19 protein-coding genes and 2 tRNA genes are annotated in these 24,976 nt (G+C 35.6%); 8 read left to right on the top strand and 13 right to left on the bottom strand.

Annotation, left to right across the window (positions count from 1 at the left end; genetic code table 11):
• Positions 1–9: 9 nt before the first annotated feature.
• The 4 genes from gyrB to Fsol_RS01370 all read right to left on the bottom strand — a co-directional run bounded on the left by gyrB (position 10) and on the right by Fsol_RS01370 (position 4,860).
• Complete coding sequence (gene gyrB, locus Fsol_RS01385; protein WP_108673117.1) at positions 10–2,544, bottom strand: DNA topoisomerase (ATP-hydrolyzing) subunit B; 2,535 nt, start codon at positions 2,542–2,544, stop codon at positions 10–12.
• 94 nt (positions 2,545–2,638) lie between these two features.
• Positions 2,639–3,886 carry an FtsX-like permease family protein gene (locus Fsol_RS01380; protein ID WP_108673116.1) on the bottom strand — a complete coding sequence of 416 codons (1,248 nt, stop codon included), beginning with the start codon at positions 3,884–3,886 and terminating at the stop codon, positions 2,639–2,641.
• 2 nt (positions 3,887–3,888) lie between these two features.
• Positions 3,889–4,200, bottom strand: coding sequence for an NADH-quinone oxidoreductase subunit NuoK (nuoK, locus tag Fsol_RS01375; protein WP_158521602.1), 312 nt, complete (start codon positions 4,198–4,200; stop codon positions 3,889–3,891).
• A gap of 9 nt (positions 4,201–4,209) precedes the next feature.
• The gene (locus tag Fsol_RS01370) at positions 4,210–4,860 is read right to left on the bottom strand and encodes a superoxide dismutase (RefSeq protein ID WP_108673114.1); all 651 of its coding nucleotides are present in this window, start codon (positions 4,858–4,860) and stop codon (positions 4,210–4,212) included.
• Positions 4,861–4,945: 85 nt separating this feature from the next.
• Between Fsol_RS01370 and Fsol_RS01365 the strand changes: the two genes are divergently transcribed.
• From Fsol_RS01365 to ykgO, 5 genes are all read left to right on the top strand, one after another.
• Positions 4,946–7,435 carry a valine--tRNA ligase gene (locus Fsol_RS01365; RefSeq protein WP_108673113.1) on the top strand — a complete coding sequence of 830 codons (2,490 nt, stop codon included), beginning with the start codon at positions 4,946–4,948 and terminating at the stop codon, positions 7,433–7,435.
• Positions 7,420–8,928, top strand: coding sequence for a complex I subunit 4 family protein (locus tag Fsol_RS01360; protein ID WP_108673112.1), 1,509 nt, complete (start codon positions 7,420–7,422; stop codon positions 8,926–8,928). The genes Fsol_RS01365 and Fsol_RS01360 overlap by 16 nt, the downstream gene beginning before the upstream one ends.
• A gap of 33 nt (positions 8,929–8,961) precedes the next feature.
• Positions 8,962–9,669, top strand: coding sequence for a queuosine precursor transporter (locus Fsol_RS01355; RefSeq protein WP_108673111.1), 708 nt, complete (start codon positions 8,962–8,964; stop codon positions 9,667–9,669).
• A gap of 62 nt (positions 9,670–9,731) precedes the next feature.
• A tRNA-Met gene (locus Fsol_RS01350) sits at positions 9,732–9,808 on the top strand.
• Between the two features lie 13 nt (positions 9,809–9,821).
• Positions 9,822–9,947, top strand: coding sequence for a type B 50S ribosomal protein L36 (gene ykgO / locus Fsol_RS01345; protein ID WP_108673110.1), 126 nt, complete (start codon positions 9,822–9,824; stop codon positions 9,945–9,947).
• A 923-nt stretch (positions 9,948–10,870) separates the two neighbouring features.
• Here the strand turns inward: ykgO and gyrA are convergent.
• A complete protein-coding gene (gene gyrA, locus Fsol_RS01335) occupies positions 10,871–13,735 on the bottom strand; it encodes a DNA gyrase subunit A (RefSeq protein WP_108673108.1) in 2,865 nt (954 codons plus the stop codon).
• Positions 13,736–13,997: 262 nt separating this feature from the next.
• Here gyrA and rplJ point away from each other — a divergent pair, with 262 nt between their 5' ends.
• Positions 13,998–14,498, top strand: a complete 501-nt coding sequence (gene rplJ / locus Fsol_RS01330) for a 50S ribosomal protein L10 (protein WP_145958104.1) — start codon at positions 13,998–14,000, stop codon at positions 14,496–14,498.
• Positions 14,499–14,516: 18 nt separating this feature from the next.
• On the opposite strand, the gene Fsol_RS01325 is transcribed toward rplJ, so the two are convergent.
• Positions 14,517–16,010 carry a Mur ligase family protein gene (locus Fsol_RS01325; protein WP_108673106.1) on the bottom strand — a complete coding sequence of 498 codons (1,494 nt, stop codon included), beginning with the start codon at positions 16,008–16,010 and terminating at the stop codon, positions 14,517–14,519.
• A 75-nt stretch (positions 16,011–16,085) separates the two neighbouring features.
• Between Fsol_RS01325 and trpS the strand changes: the two genes are divergently transcribed.
• On the top strand, positions 16,086–17,108 hold the full coding sequence (gene trpS / locus Fsol_RS01320; RefSeq protein WP_108673105.1) for a tryptophan--tRNA ligase: 1,023 nt from the start codon (positions 16,086–16,088) through the stop codon (positions 17,106–17,108).
• A gap of 184 nt (positions 17,109–17,292) precedes the next feature.
• Here trpS and Fsol_RS01315 read toward each other — a convergent pair whose 3' ends face one another.
• On the bottom strand, positions 17,293–18,666 hold the full coding sequence (locus tag Fsol_RS01315) for an NTP transferase domain-containing protein (RefSeq protein ID WP_145958103.1): 1,374 nt from the start codon (positions 18,664–18,666) through the stop codon (positions 17,293–17,295).
• 467 nt (positions 18,667–19,133) lie between these two features.
• Between Fsol_RS01315 and Fsol_RS01310 the strand changes: the two genes are divergently transcribed.
• Positions 19,134–20,162, top strand: a complete 1,029-nt coding sequence (locus Fsol_RS01310; RefSeq protein WP_108673103.1) for an NAD(P)H-dependent glycerol-3-phosphate dehydrogenase — start codon at positions 19,134–19,136, stop codon at positions 20,160–20,162.
• A 4-nt stretch (positions 20,163–20,166) separates the two neighbouring features.
• Here Fsol_RS01310 and Fsol_RS01305 read toward each other — a convergent pair.
• The 6 genes from Fsol_RS01305 to Fsol_RS01280 all read right to left on the bottom strand — a co-directional run bounded on the left by Fsol_RS01305 (position 20,167) and on the right by Fsol_RS01280 (position 24,741).
• A tRNA-Met gene (locus Fsol_RS01305) sits at positions 20,167–20,242 on the bottom strand.
• 106 nt (positions 20,243–20,348) lie between these two features.
• Complete coding sequence (locus Fsol_RS01300; protein ID WP_108673102.1) at positions 20,349–21,002, bottom strand: phosphatase PAP2 family protein; 654 nt, start codon at positions 21,000–21,002, stop codon at positions 20,349–20,351.
• Between the two features lie 8 nt (positions 21,003–21,010).
• A complete protein-coding gene (locus Fsol_RS01295) occupies positions 21,011–21,670 on the bottom strand; it encodes a demethoxyubiquinone hydroxylase family protein (RefSeq protein ID WP_108673101.1) in 660 nt (219 codons plus the stop codon).
• Complete coding sequence (locus tag Fsol_RS01290) at positions 21,663–22,892, bottom strand: pyridoxal phosphate-dependent aminotransferase (RefSeq protein WP_145958102.1); 1,230 nt, start codon at positions 22,890–22,892, stop codon at positions 21,663–21,665. The genes Fsol_RS01295 and Fsol_RS01290 overlap by 8 nt, the downstream gene beginning before the upstream one ends.
• Before the next feature lie 83 nt (positions 22,893–22,975).
• A complete protein-coding gene (locus tag Fsol_RS01285) occupies positions 22,976–23,671 on the bottom strand; it encodes a Tim44 domain-containing protein (RefSeq protein ID WP_108673099.1) in 696 nt (231 codons plus the stop codon).
• A 65-nt stretch (positions 23,672–23,736) separates the two neighbouring features.
• A complete protein-coding gene (locus tag Fsol_RS01280; RefSeq protein ID WP_108673098.1) occupies positions 23,737–24,741 on the bottom strand; it encodes an MBL fold metallo-hydrolase in 1,005 nt (334 codons plus the stop codon).
• Positions 24,742–24,976 lie beyond the last annotated feature (235 nt).

The raw sequence follows: 24,976 nt of genomic DNA, 5'->3' as shown, positions 1-24,976 counted from the left end.
CATAATTTTCTACACATCCAACTCTTTAACATTTAATGCATCCTGCTCTATGAACTCTCTTCTAGGACCAACTACATCTCCCATAAGCATTGAAAATGTTTGATCAGCCTGCACAAAATCATCTACAGTAATCCGCTTCAAAATTCTATTTTTCGGATCAAGAGTTGTTTCCCATAACTGTTCTGGATTCATTTCTCCTAATCCTTTAAATCGCTGGATATACATACCTTTTCTCGCGGTATCTAAGAGGTAAGAAAATAAAGCTGATGGTAAAATAAATTTAATCGTATTGCCTTTTATCGTAAGAGTATTGCTTATTTTAAAATTTATAGCTGAATAAAATTCTAAAACACTCCGTATTGTGGAACTTTTTATATCTTTTTTTAGAGCTGCGAAATCAATCTCACACACTGAAGTACTATTCTCCTCTTCTAATGAAAACTTTATCTTTTTAGATTCTTCAGAAATACTCCAATTTATTACTGTTTTAGTGCCTTCACTGACACTATCTGAGAAAAAACTTTCCACTTTTTCGTGCTCTTCACCAGACTCATCAGCAGCATCAGATTCTCTTGTATTTTCGGATTTTTGAACTTGCACTTTACCAGTATCTTTAAGGAGTCCCCATCCGTGAGGCCATAATTTCACTATTTTTTGCGCTACTGAGATATTAAAATCCGCACTAGACATTTCATGATCTTCATTAAGGAAATCATCTGTAAATATGCAAATTTCAGCTAATCTCTTATATAAAACATTTTCTCTGTGATTAATATACTCTGAAAAACTGCTAATAGCTTCCAATCTCTCTAAAATATATCCTCGTGATACTTCTCCTTTTAGAATTGCAAATACATCATCTGATACTATGGACATCAAAAATACTTTTAACTCACGTTCATCTTTGATGTACTTCTCACTTTGCCCTTTTCGTACTTTATACAACGGAGGCTCTGCGATGTATAGATGCCCTTCTTCTATAATAGAGTACATATATCTGAAAAAGAACGTAATGAGTAGAGTTCTAATGTGCGCGCCATCTACATCAGCATCTGTCATCAGTATTATCTTATGATATCTTAATTTTGATACATCTAAAATATCTCTCCCTATTCCGGTACCAAGCGCACTTACAAGAGTACCAATTTCCGAATGAGATAATACTTTATCTATTCTCGCTCTCTCTACATTAAGAACTTTTCCTCTCAATGGCAGTACAGCTTGTGTAGCTCTATCGCGCCCTTGCTTCGCTGAACCACCTGCAGATTCTCCCTCAACTATAAATAACTCGCATAACGAAGGATCCTTTTCTTGACAGCTAGCCAACCTCCCCGCAAGAACAGATATTTCAAATCCAGGCTTTTTCCTACTTAAATCTCGTGCTTTTCTCGCTGCTTCTCTTGCTATAGCAGAATCTAATATCTTATTCGCAATAGCTTTTGCAGAATTCGGATTCTGCTCAAACCATCTTTCAATATTAGAAAACACAACCTGCTCTACGGCGCTTTTTACGTTACCGCTTGCTAATTTTTCCTTTGTCTGAGATGAAAATATCGGCTCATGAACTTTTATGGATAATACAGCTGTCAGTCCTTCTCTTATATCATCCGGTGATACTTCCAATTTTTCGTATTTTTTATGCTTCACTGTATTAACATATGCAGTTACAGCTCTTGTAATAGCACTTCTAAAGCCTGCAAGATGAGTTCCTCCATCTCTTTGCCTTATATTATTTGTGAAGCACATCACATTTTCTGCATAGCCATCATTCCATGCGAGGCTTACATTTACTATTACATCATCACTTTGCCCCTGAATGTCGATTATATCGTGTAGCTTATTTTTCGCTCTATCCAAATAAGCGACAAATTCCTTCACGCCTCCTGCAAAGCAGAAAGTCTTCTCAAATGGCTCATCTTTTCTATAGTCTCTTATTATAAAAGAAGCACTTGGATTAAGGAAAGCAAGCTCTCTTATTCTTTGCTCTATATAATTATAATCAAATTCTACTACTGCGAAAACTCCTCTAGAAGGAAGAAAAGTCACTCTAGTACCGCATTTCTTAACATTTGTAGCATTTACTTTTAGAGGGCTTACCGTTCTACCTTCTTCAAAGAGAATCTCATACTCATTATCTCTCCATACAGTTAATAAAAGCCACTCTGATAATGCATTTACCACAGATACTCCAACTCCATGAAGACCACCGGACATTTTGTATGCATCGCTGTCAAACTTTCCACCAGCATGCAATTTTGTCATTATAACCTCAGCTGCAGAAACTCCCTCTCCTTCGTATACATCTACGGGTATTCCTCTACCATCATCCTCTACACTCGCTGAACCATCACTATTCAAAGAGATTGAGATATTTTTTGCGTATCCAGCAATACACTCATCAACTGCATTATCCAGAACTTCATTTAACATATTGTGTAGCCCTAATGAAGAGCTTACATCTCCAATATACATTCCTGGTCTTTTTTTAACGGCGTCCAGTCCTTCCAAAACTTGGATGGACGAGGCATCATATTTCTTCGTCATTCAGAAATTGTAAAAAAATCAGCAATGTCATAATCACTCTCAGAGTAGACTTATAGCGGTAATTTGTCAATTATACGATACTATAGTAAGCATTTTATCCATCTTTCAGCACAGTAGAGGGAGATATTTTTGCAATACTGAGTGAAGGATAAAGAGATGCGAATAGAGAACAGACTATTGAAAAAAGAGCTATAGACGCAATACTTGACAGTGATAACTCTACTGGAAGTTCCGTTAAAACATAAATTTTAGGATCAAACAAAGTCATGTCAAATAACTCTTCTACAATAGCTCTGATAAAATGCAGATTTTTAGCAAATATGCAACCGAAGATCACACCAAGCACCGTGCCACTCATTCCTATGTAAATGCTACATAAAAGAAATATGGACATCACGGAAAATTTTGACATTCCGATCGTTCTTAATATAGCAATTTCTCTTCTTTTATCTTGCACCATCACCATGAGGCCGGAAAATATATTAAAAGTCGCAACAATAACGATGATAGACAGTATTATATACATAGTTGTTCTCTCAGCGTCTAAAGCAACTATCAAATGACCATTCCTCTTTTTCCAGTCGAGAACAGCGTATTTATCTTTAAAAAACGCTTCTAACTCAGCTTTAATATTTGATATATCAAGCGGATCTCGTACCATAATTTCAATGCCAGTTATTACTTTTTCTGAATAACCAAATAGCTTCCTGCAATCCTCTATATTCATGAAGATCATACTATTATTGTAATCCATCATTCCTGAATCAAAATAATCGTTTATCTGATAGCTTTTACTTCTCGGTATGATTCCTAAAAACGTTTCTACAAATTGAGGTATTGTGAGTTTTATTCTTAATGTACCATCACGTAATGCATTTCTCATAATACCATCACCAACAACAAAAAAGGCGCCAGTATTATCATTTTTACGTTCTACAATGCTGCCACGAATAAAGTTTCCTTCTTTAAAGCAATACTCCAGCGCTTCACTATCTACGCCTTTTATCAACACTCCGTCAATATTCTTATTATAAGTCACCATAGCTTGTCCCTGTACGACGCATGATACATGTTCTACGCCCTTTATACTCTTCACTTTTTTCACATCACATTCATCACGAAGCATAGTACCATCGTATGGATAAATGAGGAGATGACTTTGCACTCCAAGCATCTTTTTCACAATATATGATTTGTAGCCATACATCACGGACGTTACTATTATCAAAGTAGCAACACCGATTGCTATACCAGCAATAGCGAAGCCATTAATTACATGCATAAAAGCTCTATTCTGCTTACTAAAAGCAAATCTTCTAGCAATAATAAACTCTACTCTCATCTTTAATCACGTAATTTATCAAGCTCATCTGACATTAAATGAGTGGACTTTTTCACATTTACATAAGCCACTAAAATTGACAATCCAACAGCAACTTCTGCAGCGCCAACACATATAAGGATGATACCTATGATCTGCCCTAATATATCATTAAAAAAAACACCTACACTTACAAAGATTATATTCAGCGCAAGTAGCATTATTTCTATGCCTATAAAAAGGTGCATCACATTTCTTCTCTTTAGCACCATACAAAGGATACCAAGTGTAAGAACGAAGAAAGAAAGAAGGAAGAGATGCAATATAGAAACCACAGACAATCACTATAACGAGTTAAAACGACTTGATACAAATTTCCAATTCAAATGATTTTCAACAACTTTTTTGAGAAAATCCGCTCTTCTATTTTGATAGTCTAAATAATATGCATGCTCCCATACGTCGCATACCATGAGAGGCACCATACCATCAAGCAATGGAGAATTTGCATTTGCTGTTTTCACTATTTGCAATTTTCTTTCACGCGGTAACCATACTAACCATATCCATCCACTACCAAACTGACTTACTCCAACTTTGACGAAATCCTGTTTAAATTGATCGATTGAACCAAATGCCGTTTCAATTGCAGTTACCAGCTTATTATCAATATTTTCAGCGCTTGAAATAGAATCCTCTCGCGCGCATATTGAGTTCCAAAAAAAGTCATGATTTAAAACTTGTCCTGCATTGTTAAATACTGAATTCCACAGTGCTGGATCCTTAGTCCCTCCTTTTAATTTTGAATCAGCATGTACAAAAAGACTTTCTATCCCTCCTTCATGCTCTAAATTATATTCTTCAGCTATTTTATTTATATTATCAAGATAACCACGATGATGCTTATCATAGTGAAACTCCAAAGTACTCTTTGAAATGCTAGGCTCTAATGCATTGTAAAGATAAGGAAGTAATTGCAAAGAATATCTTTTCATCGTAGTAAGATCACGTATACACACATACCTAGTACGGAGGGTAGTGTAAATATTTGAAGTTTCCAAGCATTTTCTTCACTTTAAAATGTACGAATTTACAAAATATAATCACGATGACATTGAATCGAGAATCAGACTCTTCTGGGATTCAAGCAAGTTATATCAATGGCAAACAGCATGCAAAAGAGAAGTATTCTCGATAGATTCGCCACCTCCTACTGTATCTGGCAATATGCACATAGGACACTTATTTAGCTATTCTCACACCGATTTTATCGCAAGATTTAAGCGAATGTGCGGATACAACGTATTCTACTCACCAGGCTTCGACGATAACGGTTTACCAACGGAAAGATTGATAGAAAAAGAGTACAATATCGTAGCGCACCGCATTGATAAAGCGGACTTTATACAAAAATGCTCGGAAAGAATAGTGAAATTCCATGAGCAATTTCGAACTTTATTAAGCATCGCAGGCTTTACGTATGACTGGACTCTTCAATACAATACAATTTCCGAAAAAGTCCAACGATTGTCACAATTATCTTTTACGAAGCTATATCATAGGGGGATCATATATAGGAAAGAAGCGCCAGTATTCTGGGATCATGTAGATCAAACTGCAATATCGCAAGCTGAAATAGAAGATAAAGAGTTTATAGGGAGGATGTATGAACTCGTTTTTTCGATTAGTGATAAACAAGACGATATCATCATCGCCACTACAAGACCGGAAATGTTATACGCATGCAAAGCAGTACTGATTCATCCACAAGATCAAAGATATAGAAAACTGATCGGCGCATCATGTATCGTTCCGATTTCTCATCATATAGTGCCAATTATCGAAGATATAAGCGTAGATATGCAAAAAGGTACAGGCGCTGTGATGTGTTGCACATTCGGAGACGCGCAAGATGTAGAGTGGTGGCGAATTCATAAATTTACGTGCACCAATGTTATCACCAAAAATGGATTGATGGAAAATTCTGGCTTGCTAAATGGTATGAAGATAAAAGCCGCGAGAACAAAAATAGTAGAATTACTCGAGCAAGAAGGTGTACTAAAAGATAGCAAGGAAGTAGTACAACACGTAAAATGCGCTGAAAGATCGGGCGCACCACTAGAAATCATAGTAACGCAACAGTGGTATATTAATGTAATGCGGTACAAAGATAAATTGATGGCGCAAGTACATAAGATAAACTGGCATCCTGATTATATGAGAATAAGAGTAGAACAATGGATCGATAATCTTAATCAAGACTGGTGCATATCTAGACAAAGATATTTTGGTATACCATTTCCTGTATGGTATTCCAAAAAAGTCGGTGAAGAAGGTAAAGTAATAGTTGCAGAGGAAACACAATTACCACTTGATCCAGCTAAAATACTGCCTCGTGACTATACCAAAGATGATGTAGTATCGGATTCTGACGTAATGGATACGTGGGCTACAAGTACGTTATCTCCTCAAATTAACGTAGCATCTCTCAAAGAAACAGACTCTTCGATATTTCCATTTTCTCTTAGAACGCAGGCACATGAGATAATAAGAACGTGGGCTTTCGGTACGATAGCACAATCTCTCTTTCATGAAGATAACATACCGTGGCATAACATCATGATCAGCGGCTGGTGCCTTGGTAAAAATCATGAGAAAATGAGTAAATCAAAGGGAAATATTATAGAGCCATTGACTGAACTCAAAGCGCATGGTGCAGATGCGATACGATATTGGGCAGCTACAGCGCCACTCGGTACAGATATAGCGTATTCTGATGATATTATCAAAGATGCAAAACGCTTTCTTACAAAGCTTTTTAATGCAAGTAGATTTTGCGCTCAACACTTAGAACGTATGACAGCTTCTCCTTCAACTATCGAAAATTCACTTCATCTTGGTGAGATCGAAGAAACATATGATATATGGCTTTTAAATGAATTACTCTCTTTAACAAAGAGTGTCTTTCAGCACTATAATAATTTTGATTACTGTCACGCAATGCGAGAGATATTAAACTTCTTTTGGAAAACATTTTGTGATTATTACATCGAAATCGTCAAGAATCGCGTTTATTTGCATCATAGCGCAAAAGCTGGTAATAGTGCAGCTCTCACAATGTACTATGCGATATCTATTATAGTGAAATTGATCGCGCCAATCACACCATATATCGCAGAAGAAATATTTCAAAAAATAATACTGAGAACAGCAAAAGAGAAGAGTAACACATTAAATCATGATTTATCATTATCATCAGTACATTCTCACGATGCTTTTCCTAAACACATTGCAGAGATGAAAGAAATAGTAAACGATAATACTGCAATCTCCGAATCGCTAAACGTAATAAGCATTGTGAGAAAATTTAGATCAGAACGTAAGATCGCAATGAATAAAATGATGCAAAAAATTATTCTGCATACCAGTATAGCATTTTCAAAATCGCTGATAGATGATTTAACAAACGTGCTATGCGTTGAACAATTAGTCATCGATGACAATAAACCAAAGGAAATCAATAATGAAATTTTTCAAACTAATCACATAACAATATGCATCTTTCAATAACATCGTTTCCTCTGATATCCTTCTCGATACTACTTTCAATATTATGTGCAGTATTTTCATTTCTTGTCATTAGTATCACGAAAGAAAAAAAAGTTTATCATATTCTGAAATATCAAATTATCTCTTGCTCATTCATTACATTTCTTTCTTCGATAGTAATGTTTGTGTGTATCTATAATGCTCAGGATGGAAAATTTTTATTTTCAGAATTACACACTTTATGCAGACTGCATCTTTTTAGTACAAACGGCAGTATCGCTGTAAATCATTCAGTCAGATTAGATTATATATCTGCAGTATTTGTATTACTTACGACATCAATATCGTCCATCACAATACTATTCACTTTCTTTAGTGGAAATCGCGATGAAGCAGCCGCTATTCAGCAATCTTCATTATTCTTAATAATACAGGGAATGCTGATAAACTTATTCACAACTCAAGATCTGCTAGTATTCTACACTATGTTTGAACTTGTATTAGTGCCAACTTTCATCATCATAGGAAAATGGGGAGATGAAGGACGTGTATACGCGACTTTTAAATTTTTGATGTACACCATTGCTTCATCTGTCATAATGCTATGGGGTATCACATATATCATGATATCTTATAGTACTTTAGATATTAATACTCTTGCAAATTTGATATCAGTAACCATACCTTCGCAAAATATCAATTACCTCGCACTCTCATTTTTCATACCATTTGCAGTCAAAACTCCTATTCCTCCTTTTCATACATGGTTACCAAAAGCTCACGTAGAAGCGCCAACATCATGCTCTATGATACTTGCAGCTCTTTTATTGAAAATAGGCTGTTTTGGATTTATTAAGATCTTTCTTCCTTTCTTTCCAACTTTTATCAAAGAATGGCAATCCATATTAGTAAGTATTGTTATAGCTGGCGGTATATACGCGTCTTTGATCACGTTAGTGCAATTCGAAGCAAAAAAGATAGTAGCATACTCCTCAATTACTCACATGAGTTTCGTCATAGCTGGACTCTTCTCCTTGAATAGCTATGGATTTAAAGGTGCTATTTTTCAGATGCTTAGTCATGGCGTAGTATCATGCGGCTTATTTGCTGGACTTGGTATTCTCCATACACGCGTTCATACATATAATCTTTATCTTATACCGGAAACACTCGGAAAACGTATGCCAATGCTCGCAAGTACCTTTGCAGTGTTCACGTTAAGTGCAATAGGAGTACCTCTTACATCCGGATTTATAGGAGAATTTACAACAATATTCGGAGTATATCATTTCGATAAAGTATTCGGCTTTCTACTATCGATAAATATAGTTCTTTCAGCAATTTATATGCTGATGATGTATTCAAGGATATTTTTTTCTCTTGGATTGTCGCAAGTAAAAATAAGTTCTGAACTTCGAGATTCTTCTAAAGCAGAATTTTATATTTTACTTGCTATCGTGATAATATCAGTATCTCTAGGTATTAATCCGAAATTAGAGAAAATATTCTCGTAAATTGTCTTGACAACTGTGCAATGCTTTCTTACTATGAAGCACAAAGCAATGAAAAAATATCAATCACACAAGTTATATACTGTATTGTGTGCGGTGTTCTCAGTTCTAATCGTTCTGAGTAACCTCCTCTATCAGAAGCAGGTAACCTTTATGCTCTTCGGGCTGCTTTCCTTCTCCATTCCAACTGGCTCTATTCTTTATCCCTTCACCTTTCTACTTAGTGACATAATCAGTGAATTCTATGGCAGAGATGCCGCAAGGTTCTGCTTACGCCTCGGCATCATAATAGGAGGAGGAGTCGCATGCATTATGCTACTCTTCATGCAAATGCCAGCAGCTTCTTGGTCGAAAATGAGTACGGAGACGTTTAGTACGGTCTTTGGATGCTATAATACCGTATTCATAGCATCTCTTATAGCGTGCTATACTTCTCAAATGCTCGATGTGAGAATATTTCTTTACTTTAAGAAACTGACAAACGGGAAATTATTATGGCTACGCAGTAGCTGTAGTACAGCGTTTTCACTCTTTATAGATACTGCTATAATGCTGTCGGTAATGTCACTTCTGAAAATATTTCCAAAAGAACATTTGTTACCTCTTATACTTAGTACGTATTCTTTTAAACTGTTTTTCGTTGCGCTAAGTGTACCAATGCTATACGGCGCAACTTCTCTTACGAATAAGTTTCTTTTTAAAGCAAATACAAATGAGTACTCTACGGTAAATGAAATTAATTGACATAGTGCATGATTCAATATACAGTATACGTGTTGTAATTTTGTGGAATTACATTTGAAAGGCGCGGGATAGAGCAGTCTGGTAGCTCGTCAGGCTCATAACCTGAAGGTCGTTGGTTCAAATCCAACTCCCGCAACCAATGTTCTTGCGATATGAAAATCTTCTCATCTTTGAAAAGTGCTAAGAAACGCGATAAAGATTGTAGAATCGTGAAGCGTCGTGGCGTGATTTACGTAATTAATAAGAAGAATCCTCGTTTTAAAGCGAAGCAGGCTTAGTTCTCTATAGATGATTTTCCCGCGAAGCATCTAAACATCGTAAAGCATATCATACTCTAGAAGTTCTCAGTTCGTTTTAGTGGAGTTCTCGATCATACTTAGCTTCTTCTATGTCGGCTTGCTCTGGATTTCTTTCCGCTTCCGATCTTCTTTTTTCTCAAAGTTATGGCTCTTTTAGAGTGATAATGAGTTCTTATCTCTATTTGCTATATAATAAATTCGTCAACATCACTCCTTTCTTCATACATCTTCGCCATCGGCTTCGAGATATAATTATAATTCCACTACGATTTATAACTTAGCTTCGAGTAAAATCGATACTTTCACCATCGGCTTCGAGATATAATTATAACTCAGCTTTAATTTATAACTCAGTCTCGCATAGAATCGACACCTTCATCATCAGCCTCGATATATAAGGTCTTACAATGAATTCGTCAACATCGTCGCTATATATCCATAATATTCATTCTTCACATCATCTTAATTTGTCTTTGCATTACACATCACCGTCCTTTTCTCCTAGTATGTCTTTGCATTACGTATCATCTTCTTTCTTTTAGCGTGTCTTTGTGTTACACATCGCTCCTTTCTTCATACATCTTAGCTTCGAGATATAATTATAACTCAGCTTCAATCGATAACTTAGCTTCGGATAAAATCGATACTTTCATCTTTTACTATCATTTAATTTTTAAATCATAAAGTCGCTTTCTTAAGGTATGAAGAATTGCTTTTACAGCTGTATCTTCACATAAACACTTCTTTTGATATTCAATCTTATACACTCTTGAAGCAATCATCTCTGAAACTGTCAATTCGCTTATCTTTTCACTTACTGTCTTACAATAAAGTCGCTTCATTTCTTTCAATCGAAGCTATCATAATACTTCTCTAACTGATTATTTCAAAAATCCTTTAATTCAATCTACTGATTCTTCCAAGATAGAGCTTGATATACTGCATGCCGACACTACATGATCATTCTTCTCTAAAGATACTACGCGTACTCCTTTCGTATTTCTTCCAGTAACACGCACAGAATCAGCAGATACTCTAATCACTTTACCAGAATTACAAGCTAAAATAACGCTATCAGTATCTTTAATCGGTAAAACTCCAATGACATGAGCACGACCAACATCCATATTTACTACTCCTCCAACATTTCTTCCAGTCACTCTATATTCGTATGATGAGGTACGTTTGCCATATCCATTACTCGATATACTTAACAAAAACTTCTCATGTACCACTAATTCTATTAATTTATCTACAGTAATATCGCCATCTATCCTAGCAATTACGCTTTTTTCGAGTACATGTTCGATATCATCATTCAACTCACTAATATCTTCTGCAACACTCTCTTGTTCACTTACGTCTAGTTCGCTTACAGCTTCCACATCACTACATTCAGAGTAACTCCAGTATTTCTCAAGCGCACTCTTTGCCAACTCAGTTATATCTTTTCCATTCTCGAATTCTTCTGACATCCGAAGCCGAACGTCACTTGGTATTTTTAGATATGAAGACTTTATCGAGTAATCAATATCTATTCCAGGTAACATACACATAGAAATGACACTATCATCCTTTCGCACCAATCTCACTCCTTTTACTCCTTCAGACGCTCTTCCTTTAAAAACGCGTAAATTCGCTACAGGAAAACAAACAGATTTCCCCATTTTTGTAGATAACATAACGTACTGATTTGCAGTACATAACGAAACACCTATTAAATAATCATCTTTATCCAATTTAATCGCTATCTTGCCACCACTAGGAATATTTTTAAAGTCCAATAAACTATTTCTTTTTATACTACCACGTGATGTGCAAAAACATACGTACATTTCTTGAGTACCATGTAAGAACACTTCTCTATCTACTGATATGACATTAGTGATCTTCTCATCAGTACGTAATGGTATAAAATTGACTATAGCTCTTCCTGTACTCTGAAGCGTCGTTGCTGGTACTTTATACACCTTTAACATGTATACGTTCCCCGCATTAGAGAAAAACAACAAATTATGATGCGTAGTAGTAACTAAAATTTCTGCTAATGAATCATCTTCATATGTACTCACTCCAGATTTTCCCTTTCCACCTCTCCGTTGATCTTTATAGTGCTGAAGTGAAGTACGCTTCATATATCCGCTTTTTGTCAGCAGTATCACTACATCTTCTTTAGAGAAAAAATCATCCTCGCTCATATTGCTACGCATTTGAGTGACTTCTGTTTTTCTCGAATCGTTTAAATCATCTCTCACTACGAGTATTTCATTTTTTATTTCTTCCATCAGAACAGTACGAGAATTCAGTATCTCAAGGTGAAATTTAATTTCACTAAGCAGCGCTTCAAATTCTTCTGCTACCTTTTGTTTTTCTAGCCCTGTCAATCTTTGTAATCTCATATCTAAGATAGCTTTACACTGCTGCTGACTCAAAGTATAAACTCCGTCTTCATAGCTTTGTATATTCAACACTTTTGTAAGTGCAGCTAAATCACCTAGATAATTGAATGACCACTTTTCAGTCAATAGTCTTTCTCTTGCAATAGCTACATCTCTAGAGCCTCTTATAATCTCTATTACGCGAGATATGTTATCGATGCACATTAATAATCCAAATATCACATGTGCTTGAGAGGAGGCTTTATTTAAGAGAAATCTACTTCTTCTAGTTATAACTTCTTGCCTAAATTCTACGAATATTTTTACAACATCCAAAACATTCAAAACAGTAGGTCTGCCATTATAGAGAGCTAGCATATTAATTGCGAAGTAAGTCTCTAGCACTGTATGCTTATACAAATGATTAAGAACTACCTCTGCTGCAGCTTCTCTGCGCAACTCTACTACTACTCTTATACCTAATTTATTTGATTCATCTCTGATCTCTGCGATACCATCTATAACTTTATCACGCGCAAGCGCTTCCATGGATTTCACAAACTCCGCTTTATTAGTTTGATACGGAATCTCAGTAATAACTATCGACGCTCTATTATTGTTTTCTTCTATATGAGTCTTTCCTCTTATCGTAATACTACCTCTACCGGTAAGCATTGCATTATAGCATTTGTCATAATCTATAATTTTACACCCTGTAGGAAAATCTGGCGCAGGTATATACTTTGATACTACCTCTTGTATCGTAATATCCGGATTTTCTATATATGCAAGGCACGCATTAAGCACTTCTACCACGTTATGCGGCGGTATATTTGTAGCCATACCAACTGCAATACCACTTGCGCCATTCACAAGAAGATTAGGAAAACGCGCAGGCAACACTGTAGGCTCTCTTTCTGAATTATCGTAGTTATCCTTAAAAGCGACAGTATCTTTATCAATATCAGCTAGCAGATATAAGTTGGAAATTTTTTGCAATCTTCCTTCGGTATATCTCATCTGTGCTGGACTATCTCCATCTATAGAGCCAAAATTACCTTGACCATCTATGAGAGTCTTATACAAAGAAAAAGGCTGTGCCATTCTAACGTAAGCATCGTATATCGCGGTATCACCATGTGGATGATATTTACCTAATACCTCACCTACTATTCTTGCAGATTTTCTATACGGGCGATTCCAATTGTTATTTTGCTCTCCCATAGAATACAGTATCCTTCTGTGAACAGGTTTCAGTCCATCCCTTGCATCTGGAAGAGAACGACTCACTATCACACTCATTGCGTAATTCAAGTACGCTTCCCGCATCTCCAAATCTATGGATACATTGACGCTGCTATGTTCTGTTTTCTCTACATTGCCTTTCATTGCTGAATCTTATTACTCTATTAAGGCAGATACCTTCGGTAGAATAGTAGCTTTATCACAAAAAGTCTACTGTAAATTTACGGCAATATACGGCATAATTTGAGGAAAGAGACGTAAAATAACGTCAATTTCATCTTGACATACAAAGCTATAAGAATGTAGCGTATAAAGTAATTGTAAGCATTCCGCATGGTTAATCGCTATGGAATGAGTTTTTATACGTTAATATAGTTTGCTGAACGCCGTGAAGAGTGTAAAAAGAATGAAGAAGATAGAAAGAGTTGAGACTCTTTCCTCTGCTTTAGCACAAAATTCTATGCTTATAATTCTCAAGAATAAAGGGATTTCCGTACCAAAAATGAAGGATTTTCGCAGATCTCTCACTAAAGTGTCCGCAGATTGCATATTTCTCAAAAACAGTTTAGCAAAGATAGCATTAGGAGATGGAAAATACTCAGAATGCGTAAACTTTCTTTCTGGCACTACAATAGGTATATTCGCAAATCAGAATAATATTGATGCAGTAAAATTCGTGGTGGATTTTGCTAGTAACGAAAATGTACTCTCTGTCGTAGGTGGATGCTTAGGCACTACAACATACTCCGCTGAAGAAGTTCTTGCACTCTCGAAATTGCCTGATATCAACGGTATGAGAGCAAAATTACTTAGCGTAATGCTTGCGCCACACTCCAAATTTGTACGAGTATTGTCCGCACCTCTCGGAAATTTCGTACGAGTATTACAAAGAAAATCAGAGAAGTAGCAATTCTTCTAAAGCAGACTACTTTATAAGCGCCTCTGCGCACTTTCTCATCTTCCCTGCGCCCATGCAGATTACCATCTTCTTACCTTTCTCCTGTTCTAGAATTACGTCTTTTAGCAACTCGTTTTTCTTCAGAACTATTATAAAATCCTCTCCTCTTCTTTCATTTACCACTTTAGCTACATGTGCATTGCTGGAAGTAACTGGATAATCCTTCGCGTTCTCCCAACATTCATATATCTCCATTAATATCACTTTATCTGCTTTCATAGCTGATAATACATCAAGGTATTGTTCAAAATTAGCAGTAAGTCTCGAATATTTATGCAACTCAATCACAATAATTATACTGCAATCTTGCCTGCATGTACGACAGTACTCTATAAAACTGTTTGCCGTACACTCTATTTCTTTATAGTGATGCGCATAATCGCTAAAAACGTAGATCTCATTATCATAGCGATCGAAAAGCTTTCCAAGCGCATCCATCCGCGATTCAACTCCTCGAAAATCTTGAAAACAATCACGTATTACATCATATGCGATATCGATTGAACCAACAGTTTTAATTTGATACATCATCAATCCACAAACAGCACATAAAAAATTCTTCACATTATGCTTACCTAATAGCGAGAGTTTTACGCCTTTTATTTCTATATCTGATTTCAAAGAATGATGTAGCGTTTTCTTTATATATATATCGAATACGGTATACTCTCCTACTACTAAGTTACTCGCATAGACATGGTTTCTACTTTCGTCTAAGCCATATAATATAATATTCTTGCTGTTGTTAATGACACGATTACTACATGTATTTTCATCAATATCCCCGCATACCACTGCACATATATCATCTTTTCCATTATTTAGAAAATCGCAATAAGCTTTCTCAAACGCCTCTATGCTTTTAAAAAATTCCATATGCTCCGGTACAATCGTAGTGCACATCGCTATATTTCTTGAGATTGCGGTAAATGTACCATCCGATTCGTCAGCTTCTACAACTACTGGATACCGTACTGATGGATATTCACCAATAATGCAATTAGTACCATAAGCTTTCATTATTCCACCGCTTATGACAGTACAAGGTATATTGTGCTTCAAAAACAATTCTCCAGTTATGGAAGTAGTGGTAGTTTTACCACTTGTACCACTAATTGCAATATTGAATGTATCACGCAAAAGCCATGAAAGCGCTTCTGCTCTTTTGATCACTGGTATATTATTTCTGATCGCTTCAAGCAATTCTGGATTATCATCTTTTATAATGCTCGATACTATCACACATGTAGGTACTTTTTTCCAACGATACAAATTTGCCTCTTCGTGACCGTTACACATACTAACATGCTGTATTTTACCGGTAGGAAACTTCGATATGTCTAAATCAGATCCCTGTACATCGTAACCAAGCCGTACGCACAATTGTGCTATCGCACTCATACCGATGCCTGCAATTCCAATTATATGTATTGTTGCTGGTAAAGATGGTAACGATCTCATTCTATTTCATAATTATTAGTGATTTTAATGTATATATTTGTTAGTTATAGTGCGTAAGAAAGAAAAGCAATTCATATGCACACTGGCACAGCAAAAATCGTGCTCACAGGAGATCGTCCTACTGGAAAACTGCACCTTGGACATTACGTCGGCTCTTTAAAACAAAGAATTGAGTTACAGAAAAAATACACGCAATACGTAATGATAGCTGATGTACAAGCACTAACTGATAACTTTCATCATTCCAATCTAGTTACTCAGAATGTGTATGAAGTGCTTCGTGATTACATTGCAGTCGGTATCGATCCGAGTAAGACAACAATCTTTCTGCAATCTCAGATACCGTCGTTAACAGAATTAACAATTTATTACTTAAACTTAGTTACAATTTCCCGCTTACAAAGAAATCCTACACTTAAGGCAGAGATACAGCAGAAAAAGTATGAAAATAATCTCTTAGCAGGATTTTGTATATATCCTGTTAGTCAAGCAGCTGATATTACGGCCTTTGATGGAGAATTGATACCAATAGGAGAAGATCAACTACCAATGATAGAGCAAACTAATGAAATAGTAAGAAAATTCAATTCTATCTATGGAGATACTCTAAAAGAAGCTATACCAATGCTAGGTACAACTAAAAGGCTAAGCGGTATAGACGGTAAGGCGAAAGCAAGTAAATCTCTCAATAATGCAATATATCTCTCTGATTCAGCTGATACTATTAAACAAAAAGTACTAGCAATGTTTACAGATCCAAATCATCTAAAAGTCAGCGATCCTGGTAACATAGAAGGAAATATTGTTTTCGAATATCTTGACGCATTTCATGAAAATAAAGACGAAGTTATCGCGCTAAAAGAGCATTATACAAGAGGTGGCTTAGGTGATATAGCACTGAAAAATATATTAAACGATACATTACAAGAATTGATAGCACCATATAGAGAACGCAGAAGTAATATTTCTCATATAGAAATGCAAAATATACTGTATGACGGTTGTAAAAAAGCAAATAAGAAAGCGGAGATGACTTTATATAAAGTGAAAAAAGCCATTGGACTACATTATTTTGACGAGAAGTTTTTTGAAAATTAGCTGCGCAGCATTGTTAATTTTTCCGCACTTCATGAATAATTATATTGTCTTTGTGAAGAAAATGAATGCAGTACTACTCTTCATATTTTCACCATTCTAAGCAAAAATACGATCTCAAGTATATCTAATTGGATTCGCATCTACCTTGTCGTTATCTTTCAATAACAGTCATAAACGTGCAATCTCATTTTATAAATCTTTTTCTTCTAGTATTCTTTTGCGTATTTCTCTCAACTGCTAGCTCATTATCCGATACATTCTGTGTAACTACACTACCTGCTCCTATCATAGCTCTATCTCCAACTGTAATAGGTGCAACAAGCGATACATTCGCTCCTATAAACGCATTATTTTTTATCGTCGTCTTATGTTTGTCATAGCCATCATAATTACAAAATACTGCTCCCGCGCCAATATTACATTTATGACCTATGATAGCATCTCCAACATATCCAAAATGACCAATTTTGGTATCTTCACCAACAATTGAGTTCTTGAGTTCAAGAAAATTGCCAGCTTTTGTACCGCGCCTTAAAATTGTCTCACCTCTAATTCTGCAAAAAGGACCAACAACAACATCTGATTCAATTATAACTCCTTCCAAATAACAGTACGGTAGTATTACTACATCCGAATGTATCAAAACATTCTTTCCTATAATTGAATATGGATGTATTACAGTCTTATCACAAATATTGTGATAATAGTGAAAGAAATTTGTACGAGGCGCTATTAAATGGACTCCACTCATCATCAGCTCTTCACGTATTCTATCCTGTATTTCTTCCTCAGCACGTGCAAGATCATACAAGTTATTCGTATTAATACATTCATTTTGGTCACATATTTCGCACTCGCTTATCATATTCATTCCGAAAAAAACGCTTACTACCTCTGTTAGCAAAATCTCATATTCCTTCCTTATCGATTGTATATACGTTAAAGCTTCTTGCAATATATGAAGAGGCGCCATCATCGTACCAGCATTACATAGTACCTTTTTCACTGGTAGGCGTTCCATTCCGTCACTGCCGAACTCCACTATTCCTACTATACGAGAAGTGTTCTCATATTCGGTTTTCATAACACCATACCCTATCGGATTACTCGTTGCAAAAGCCATATGAAGCGATGCAAAATTATGCTTTAATGATCGTTTTCTTCTGTAATTTTGTATAAATTCATAAAGTGTATCTTCCTTTATAAGCGGCATATCGCCATATAATACCAAAACGTCATCATATTCTGATGCATCGCTCAACGCTGCTAATGTAGCACCTCCTGTACCCGCCATCTTTTGTTCTATTTTACGTATTTGCAATGTTGGGAAATCGTCTAACACTGCATCAATCTCCGATTCATCGATAGTAGTATGGTGTAGCACTAACGATATATCCATATGCACTTGATGAGAAATAAGTCGTATCTGAACATCTTGTACAGTACGTAGTATATGATGTAATATCGGTACTCCCGCTAGCTCTAGCATGAATTTCGGTTTTTTAGAACGCATTCTCGTGCTTCTTCCACCGCACAACAACGCAACAAGAATTTTCATCACAGACACTAAAACATCACAAGAAACATTAATAGCATAATCCTGCAAATTTTAAACTCAACAAACTTACATGACTTCCTGCGAATAAATACTTGCGATAATAAAAATCCATATACATAAAATTATCACTCAAGAAAATGTACGAAATAAACAACTCTCTACAAAATTCAAATCATATATTCAAGCAACAGTACAAATTACAAAGTATATGGAAAGCGGTAGTACTACAAGCACTTACCGACGCCTGTACACAATCTAAAAAAAAACTTTCGCACGCATCAAGAGAGAAGCTCTAAAATGGTTAAAAATACAAAATAATAGTTTTACTCATATATGTGAGTTCTCTGGTATGAATTTAAAATATTTAGAAAGGCAGATTGAAGTTGCGTTACAAAATAATTGCAAGTGGCGAAATGACTATAAGATTGGTAAGTTACTATAGTAAAGTTGTGATGTAAGATTTTCAGATGACGGAAGATAAAAAGATTAGCCGCGTAAATGTTATAGGTGGAGGTATGTGGGGACTAGCATTAGCCACAAGTATGCAACGTAATAATGTTGACGTACAACTTTTTTGTCACTCGATACAAAATACGAATACGAGAATACATAAGCATTGTAGCGATACTAACTTTTCACTATTTCACTTAAACGAATTGAATGGCAAAACTGTAGGTACTTTGAGTTTTATCGCTCTACCTGCGCAAGTTACTAGAGAATTCATTTCAAAATACAAAGAAGAATGCAGTAAAAGTGTTGGTATTATAATATGTTCTAAAGGAATAGAGATGAGTACTGGACTGTTTTTGAGTGAAGTTATATCAGAAGAAATATACTCTACAATGCCTTTTGGAGTACTTGCAGGGCCAAATTTCAGCATAGATGTATTACGTGGAGTACATACCGGCGCTACAATAAGTAGCACTGATTCAAATCTTAGAAGTAACGTAATAAAAACTCTTTCTTCCAACTTATTCATATTAGAGGAAAATAACGATCCAATTGGCAGTCAGTTATGTAGCGTTTTAAAAAACATATACGCCATTGGTGCAGGCTTTACGCACTTTGAGTATATCAAAAGCAAATATGGTGAGGAAAATATCGCACAAGCTGACAATGCAATACGATATAACTTGATAGATTATTCAAATTCACTTGCGGCATTCTTAACTAATAGCTTTCGAGAATTTACAGAGATTTTTAAAATTTTATGTAGCAACGAAGATACAAATACACTTCTCAGTTACTGCGGTATCGGAGATTTTCTATTAAGTTGCTCTAGCAGTAAGTCGAGAAATTTTCAGCTCGGATATCGTACTGGAATGTCTAAATCAAATGCAAATAATCACTACGAGGGTGAAACATATTTAGCAGAAGGTTACTTCAGTATACAAGGGCTGCTAAATAGAATGTTGAAACACAACATTGACTACAAGAAGTATAAAATACTTAGCGAGATCGTAGAATTAACGAAAGAAAAAACAGTCACCTCTTAAGAAATGGTGGGATCTGTAGGGATCGAACCTACGACAACACCGTTATGAGCGGTGCGTTCTAACCACTGAACTAAGATCCCAGCCTCGCAGCACACGAGACTACACCACACTTATAAGATATCAGTACGAAAAATGCAATATTTAACAAGAATACTGGTAAAATATTCTCAGATACATATTACTTTTTTAGAGACGAGTAATAAATTTCTTATCAGTGAAAGTAGTAAACATAAAAGTAGCGGTATATGCTATCAAACCCGCTACCACCACATCACTTAAAAAGTGCTTTCCTAGCATTATCCTGGTGATACCACAAGCAGTACCTATTATAAAAGAAGCTATTATTACTCTATTTCTTAATTTTCTAATATTGTAGTAAAAAGCACTTATAAGCGAAAAAGCATACCCTGTCATTGCATGCGTAGAAACAAATGAGCACTTTTTAAGGCATTCTCCTTTAATCTGAAAAGCTTTTATAAAATGCATTTTACCACCAAATTGCAAAATGTTTTCCGGTCTTGGACGATGAAATACCGCTTTCATCCCTATATGAGAAACAAACAAACAGCAAAAAACATATACTGCCGCACATGAAAGAACTAATTTTAACGCTTTTTTATAATGATCGCTTTTTGATATTAGAAAGGACAAAGAGAGTAAGCCAAACGTCAACATAGGAAATATGAATAGAAATTCACTTATGCCATTTAATAGATCATTTGTATGGAAGCTATTAAACGAATAGAAGAGAGTGCTTACATAGATATCCAAAGAAGGAAATATAGTAAAAACAAGTGCGCAACTACTCCAAAAAAAAGCAAGGAGGAAAAATTCTTTCATCTTAAAAACTATATACGTTCAGAGATATGTATCGCTAATTTAGTCAAGTACATTATAAACTCCTTATGAATCTTCGTCACTCTATTTACTGTGCACTTTATATTCGCGGAATCACGATGCATTTCTTCATCTTCTAAAAATTTTGATATTTTCTCTTGTAGATCTTTTAATAAAATCAAGCTTTCTTGTAGAGAAGTGATATAACGCAATGCATCTATCTTCTCAGCGCCTAAAAGAGTAAGACTTCTTTTTTCTTCTCTTTGAATTAAGGCCATTTCATCAGCAATCACGATTTCAATTCGAGACAGCTGATCTTTATAATGCTGAGATACTACTGTTTCTACTCCATCAGTACAAGACATTGTGCCTTGATGTTGCATCAAAAACGTACTGAACGCACCAATACTCCAACTACACATCATCCATATTGAATTGATGAGACTCGGTCTAGAATGAGAGGAAATTTTGGAAATAAAATACTCCATATGCTCCTTTTCATTTGCAAGCATCATCTCTATCTCATCTATCTCACACATGTGAAACGCTTTATACACACGCAAATGACCACTATACATATGTACTGCTCCTAACTCTCCGGCATGATTTACTCGAATAAATGTATCAATAATTTCTTTCACAGAAAAAGCATTTTTCGTAATCTTATCCATGTCTTATCACTCTTTTTATCCCTTCCATACCTCTTTTGAGAGTATCCATTCCTTGTCCAAAACTGATACGCACATAATTTCTAAATCTTACATTTGCAAGTATTTGATCGCTTTGATCGTCAAAATACATTCCTGGCACTACTATGACGCATTCTCGCAGACAGGATTTAGCAAATCTTACGCCATCTTGCAATGATTCAGGAAGATTTGAAAGATTAGCCCAAACATAAAAAGCGCCTTGCGGTATCACATCTACAGTGATGCCATGCTCAACTAATTCTCCAATAACATAATCGCGTTTTGCTCTAAAATGCTTTTGCATTTCTCTTACTTCAAGAGAAACGATCTTCTCATCCAAGAGATGCAGAGCATTTTTTTGAACGACATTCGACGCTCCTCCATCCATAAACGCACCGCAATTCGTAGCGATTTTTATTATCGCTTTAGAAGCGATAATCCATGCTAAGCGGAAGCCTGGATATCTCCAGTTCTTTGTTAAGCCATCTACGATAATTACATTACTACTATCTATCTCTCTTACATACCTTGCTGCAGAAAAGGTATATGGAATATCTACTTCTGGACGATCATATATATAGTGAGAATACACCTCATCTATTAACAATAAAAATTGCTCTTCTTCTGCAAGCTTAATAAGCTCGATCATCTGCTGCTCACTCGTCAACTTACCTATAGGATTTGAAGGATTACTCATCACGACAACACTTATTTTATGCAGCTTCACAGTAGCTCTCAGTTTTTCAATAGAAATCGAATATCCATCCTCTTTATTCAGTACAATAGGTATTGCATTATGTCCGTTGAAAAGTCCTATTATACTCTGATATGGAGTATAATCAGGTACGAAGTATCCGATATTCGTCGGCTGAAGACATGCGATAATTCTTGTTACAGCTAATCTTCCACCTGATACTAATGCAATATTGTCACAATCATATTGCGATGACATGGTAGATCTATATCTCTGATTATATAGCTTCGCAATTGAACTACGTGTATCACTCCTACCAGCTACTGCAGCATATTCTGATGTAGAGTCGTCACTTTCTAAAAAAGCAAATCTTTTCATCTCCGATAATACGCCCGTCTCCGGAGAACCTTGACCTAAATTAGCCCACTCTATATTTCCATTGTAATAGCCATACTGCGCAGCTTCATTCATAACATGTATAATGCCAGTATCGGAAAAGCTTTTCATCATTGTCGTATCGTAATAAAATAAAATCTCACTTTCTAATTGAATCAATCTAATAAGGCGCTTAACTACTGCCGTACCAAATTATCTTACAAGTGTAGCTCATGTTCTTTTAATAACCATATAACACTTTTATTACCAAGATCTTTAGTAAATTTCCACGTTATAATCTTCGACGTAGTGCCTTTATATCCGTTTATGATAACTTCATTACTATTCATTGTATAATCTATTTCCTCTGATTGAATCTCAACTGCAATAGTTGCGCGATTATCTTCAGAAATAACAGCATCTACTATATCAATGTCTCTAACAGAAATGACATTCCTCACAACTCTATAACCTTTTTCCTTACTTTTCGACATCGCATTTTTCAACTTCTCGTAACCGTCATGCTCAATCAAAGTATCTAATCCATCTATATTGCTGGAAGTAATACTACTTTGCACTATGCAGTACATTTTCTCTACACTACGAAGAAAATTCTCTACGCTAAAATTGTGCTCCACTTTTCTGATATCATTGATAACACTTCTCAAAGATGGCGATACGCGCGCTTCTTCCACAGACATGTCGCTCTCTGCTTTTGCAATATTTCCTCCTTCCAGCACATTTGACACTTTTTGAACTGCTGCTTTCATCTCACGAGAGTCTTCATATTGCTTCTTTCGTAGCACACGTTCCATCACATTATCTTTATCCACTTCTCCTAGCATGCTTAGTAACTTTCTCACAATAAGGAAAGCAACAAAAGCAAGAAAAACAAGCTCTACTATCTTATGCATCTTGATAATCGAAAGGCTTACCGCTGATTGTATACTGAAAAATATAAAAAGAAAGCATATATCAATTAAGGTATACTCCAAGATTCTCCTATTTCTAAATTCCTTAATCTATTTGGCGGTATATTATTATACTCTATAGCTTGATCTAAAATCTCTTTAGCGCACGAATAACACTCATTTGACATCTTAAATGTCATATGATGCATACTACATCCATACTCAGCACTTAAATCCAAGAAAGCTTGCACCGCTTCAGATGGAGACATATGCACAGGATGATTCGTCATTTGAGGGAGAGATGCACCAATTGGAAGTAACGCAAGCCTAAACGATGTATATTTTTCCGACATCCTTATAAAATGACTGCCATATGCTGTATCTCCTGCGAAATAAATATTGCCTATAGATGACTTAATGACAAAAGCGCCCCATAAAGCGACATTTGCATCTATTATATACCTACTTGACCAATGTAATGCTTCTTCTGCAACAATACTTAAATCACGTTTAATAAGTAATTCTTCTCCTAATTCACAAATTTCTACTTTTATCTTATCGTTACGTCTATGAATTACTGCATCATTTCCTGGTAATGAAATAATTCTCGGATGATCTCTATTCCACAAAAGTTCTATAGTATCCAAATCCATATGATCGTAGTGATTATGCGATATCAGTACTACATCAATACGCGGTAAATTACTAAATTGCACACCAGGCTTATGCACTCTCTTTGGCCCGCAACATTTCCACGGAGTAGCTCTATCACTCCATATTGGATCGGTAAGTATGTTAACGCCCATCAATTGTATCAGAAACGTAGAATGCCCTACCCAAAATACTTTTAATTCTTTTCCATTTACACTACTTTCAGGTACAAGATCAAATTTATTTTGCACGGAATCCGGCCATTGTGTCGATTTTGCAGATAAGTTTTTAATAAGATACTTCATCATATTAAAGTTGGCGTATGCTTCACTTTTGTATCTTATAAGCTGAGTATCGTACATCTTGAATATCACATATAAAACAAAAAGCACTATCATCACAACTTTTGCAAATTTCTTCATAGATATTAACGTAAATGGTAATTATTAATGCTTTTAATCAGTCAAGTAGTCCGTAAAAAAACTTTACTCATGTAATCAGAGAAACATATGCTACTTTAAAGAAAAATTGAATACTTTTCAAAGATACTACGAGAATTTTATTAACTTTTGCAGCTTACAAACAAAAGTCAACTTTCAGTAGTGATACCACAAAACAGTGAAAATGCTGAAAGTGGATGAGAGTGACACTATTTTA

Origin of the sequence: Candidatus Fokinia solitaria (assembly GCF_003072485.1) — a bacterium.
Taxonomy (GTDB): Bacteria; Pseudomonadota; Alphaproteobacteria; order Rickettsiales; family Midichloriaceae; genus Fokinia; species Fokinia solitaria.
This window is presented reverse-complemented; position numbering and strand designations above follow the sequence as displayed.

Excerpts from the sequence above, each read along its gene's own strand:
- gyrB (WP_108673117.1), bottom strand. The coding sequence starts at position 2,544 with ATGACGAAGAAATATGATGCCTCGTCCATCCAAGTTTTGGAAGGACTG.
- Fsol_RS01365 (WP_108673113.1), top strand. The coding sequence starts at position 4,946 with ATGTACGAATTTACAAAATATAATCACGATGACATTGAATCGAGAATC.
- Fsol_RS01315 (WP_145958103.1), bottom strand. The coding sequence starts at position 18,666 with ATGAAAATTCTTGTTGCGTTGTTGTGCGGTGGAAGAAGCACGAGAATG.
- trpS (WP_108673105.1), top strand. The coding sequence starts at position 16,086 with ATGCACACTGGCACAGCAAAAATCGTGCTCACAGGAGATCGTCCTACT.
- Fsol_RS01290 (WP_145958102.1), bottom strand. The coding sequence starts at position 22,892 with ATGATGAAAAGCTTTTCCGATACTGGCATTATACATGTTATGAATGAA.
- Fsol_RS01360 (WP_108673112.1), top strand. The coding sequence starts at position 7,420 with ATGCATCTTTCAATAACATCGTTTCCTCTGATATCCTTCTCGATACTA.
- Fsol_RS01300 (WP_108673102.1), bottom strand. The coding sequence starts at position 21,002 with ATGAAAGAATTTTTCCTCCTTGCTTTTTTTTGGAGTAGTTGCGCACTT.
- ykgO (WP_108673110.1), top strand. The coding sequence starts at position 9,822 with ATGAAAATCTTCTCATCTTTGAAAAGTGCTAAGAAACGCGATAAAGAT.
- Fsol_RS01310 (WP_108673103.1), top strand. The coding sequence starts at position 19,134 with ATGACGGAAGATAAAAAGATTAGCCGCGTAAATGTTATAGGTGGAGGT.
- Fsol_RS01280 (WP_108673098.1), bottom strand. The coding sequence starts at position 24,741 with ATGAAGAAATTTGCAAAAGTTGTGATGATAGTGCTTTTTGTTTTATAT.
- rplJ (WP_145958104.1), top strand. The coding sequence starts at position 13,998 with ATGAAGAAGATAGAAAGAGTTGAGACTCTTTCCTCTGCTTTAGCACAA.
- Fsol_RS01355 (WP_108673111.1), top strand. The coding sequence starts at position 8,962 with ATGAAGCACAAAGCAATGAAAAAATATCAATCACACAAGTTATATACT.
- Fsol_RS01325 (WP_108673106.1), bottom strand. The coding sequence starts at position 16,010 with ATGAGATCGTTACCATCTTTACCAGCAACAATACATATAATTGGAATT.
- Fsol_RS01370 (WP_108673114.1), bottom strand. The coding sequence starts at position 4,860 with ATGAAAAGATATTCTTTGCAATTACTTCCTTATCTTTACAATGCATTA.
- Fsol_RS01285 (WP_108673099.1), bottom strand. The coding sequence starts at position 23,671 with ATGCATAAGATAGTAGAGCTTGTTTTTCTTGCTTTTGTTGCTTTCCTT.
- Fsol_RS01295 (WP_108673101.1), bottom strand. The coding sequence starts at position 21,670 with ATGGATAAGATTACGAAAAATGCTTTTTCTGTGAAAGAAATTATTGAT.
- Fsol_RS01380 (WP_108673116.1), bottom strand. The coding sequence starts at position 3,886 with ATGAGAGTAGAGTTTATTATTGCTAGAAGATTTGCTTTTAGTAAGCAG.
- gyrA (WP_108673108.1), bottom strand. The coding sequence starts at position 13,735 with ATGAAAGGCAATGTAGAGAAAACAGAACATAGCAGCGTCAATGTATCC.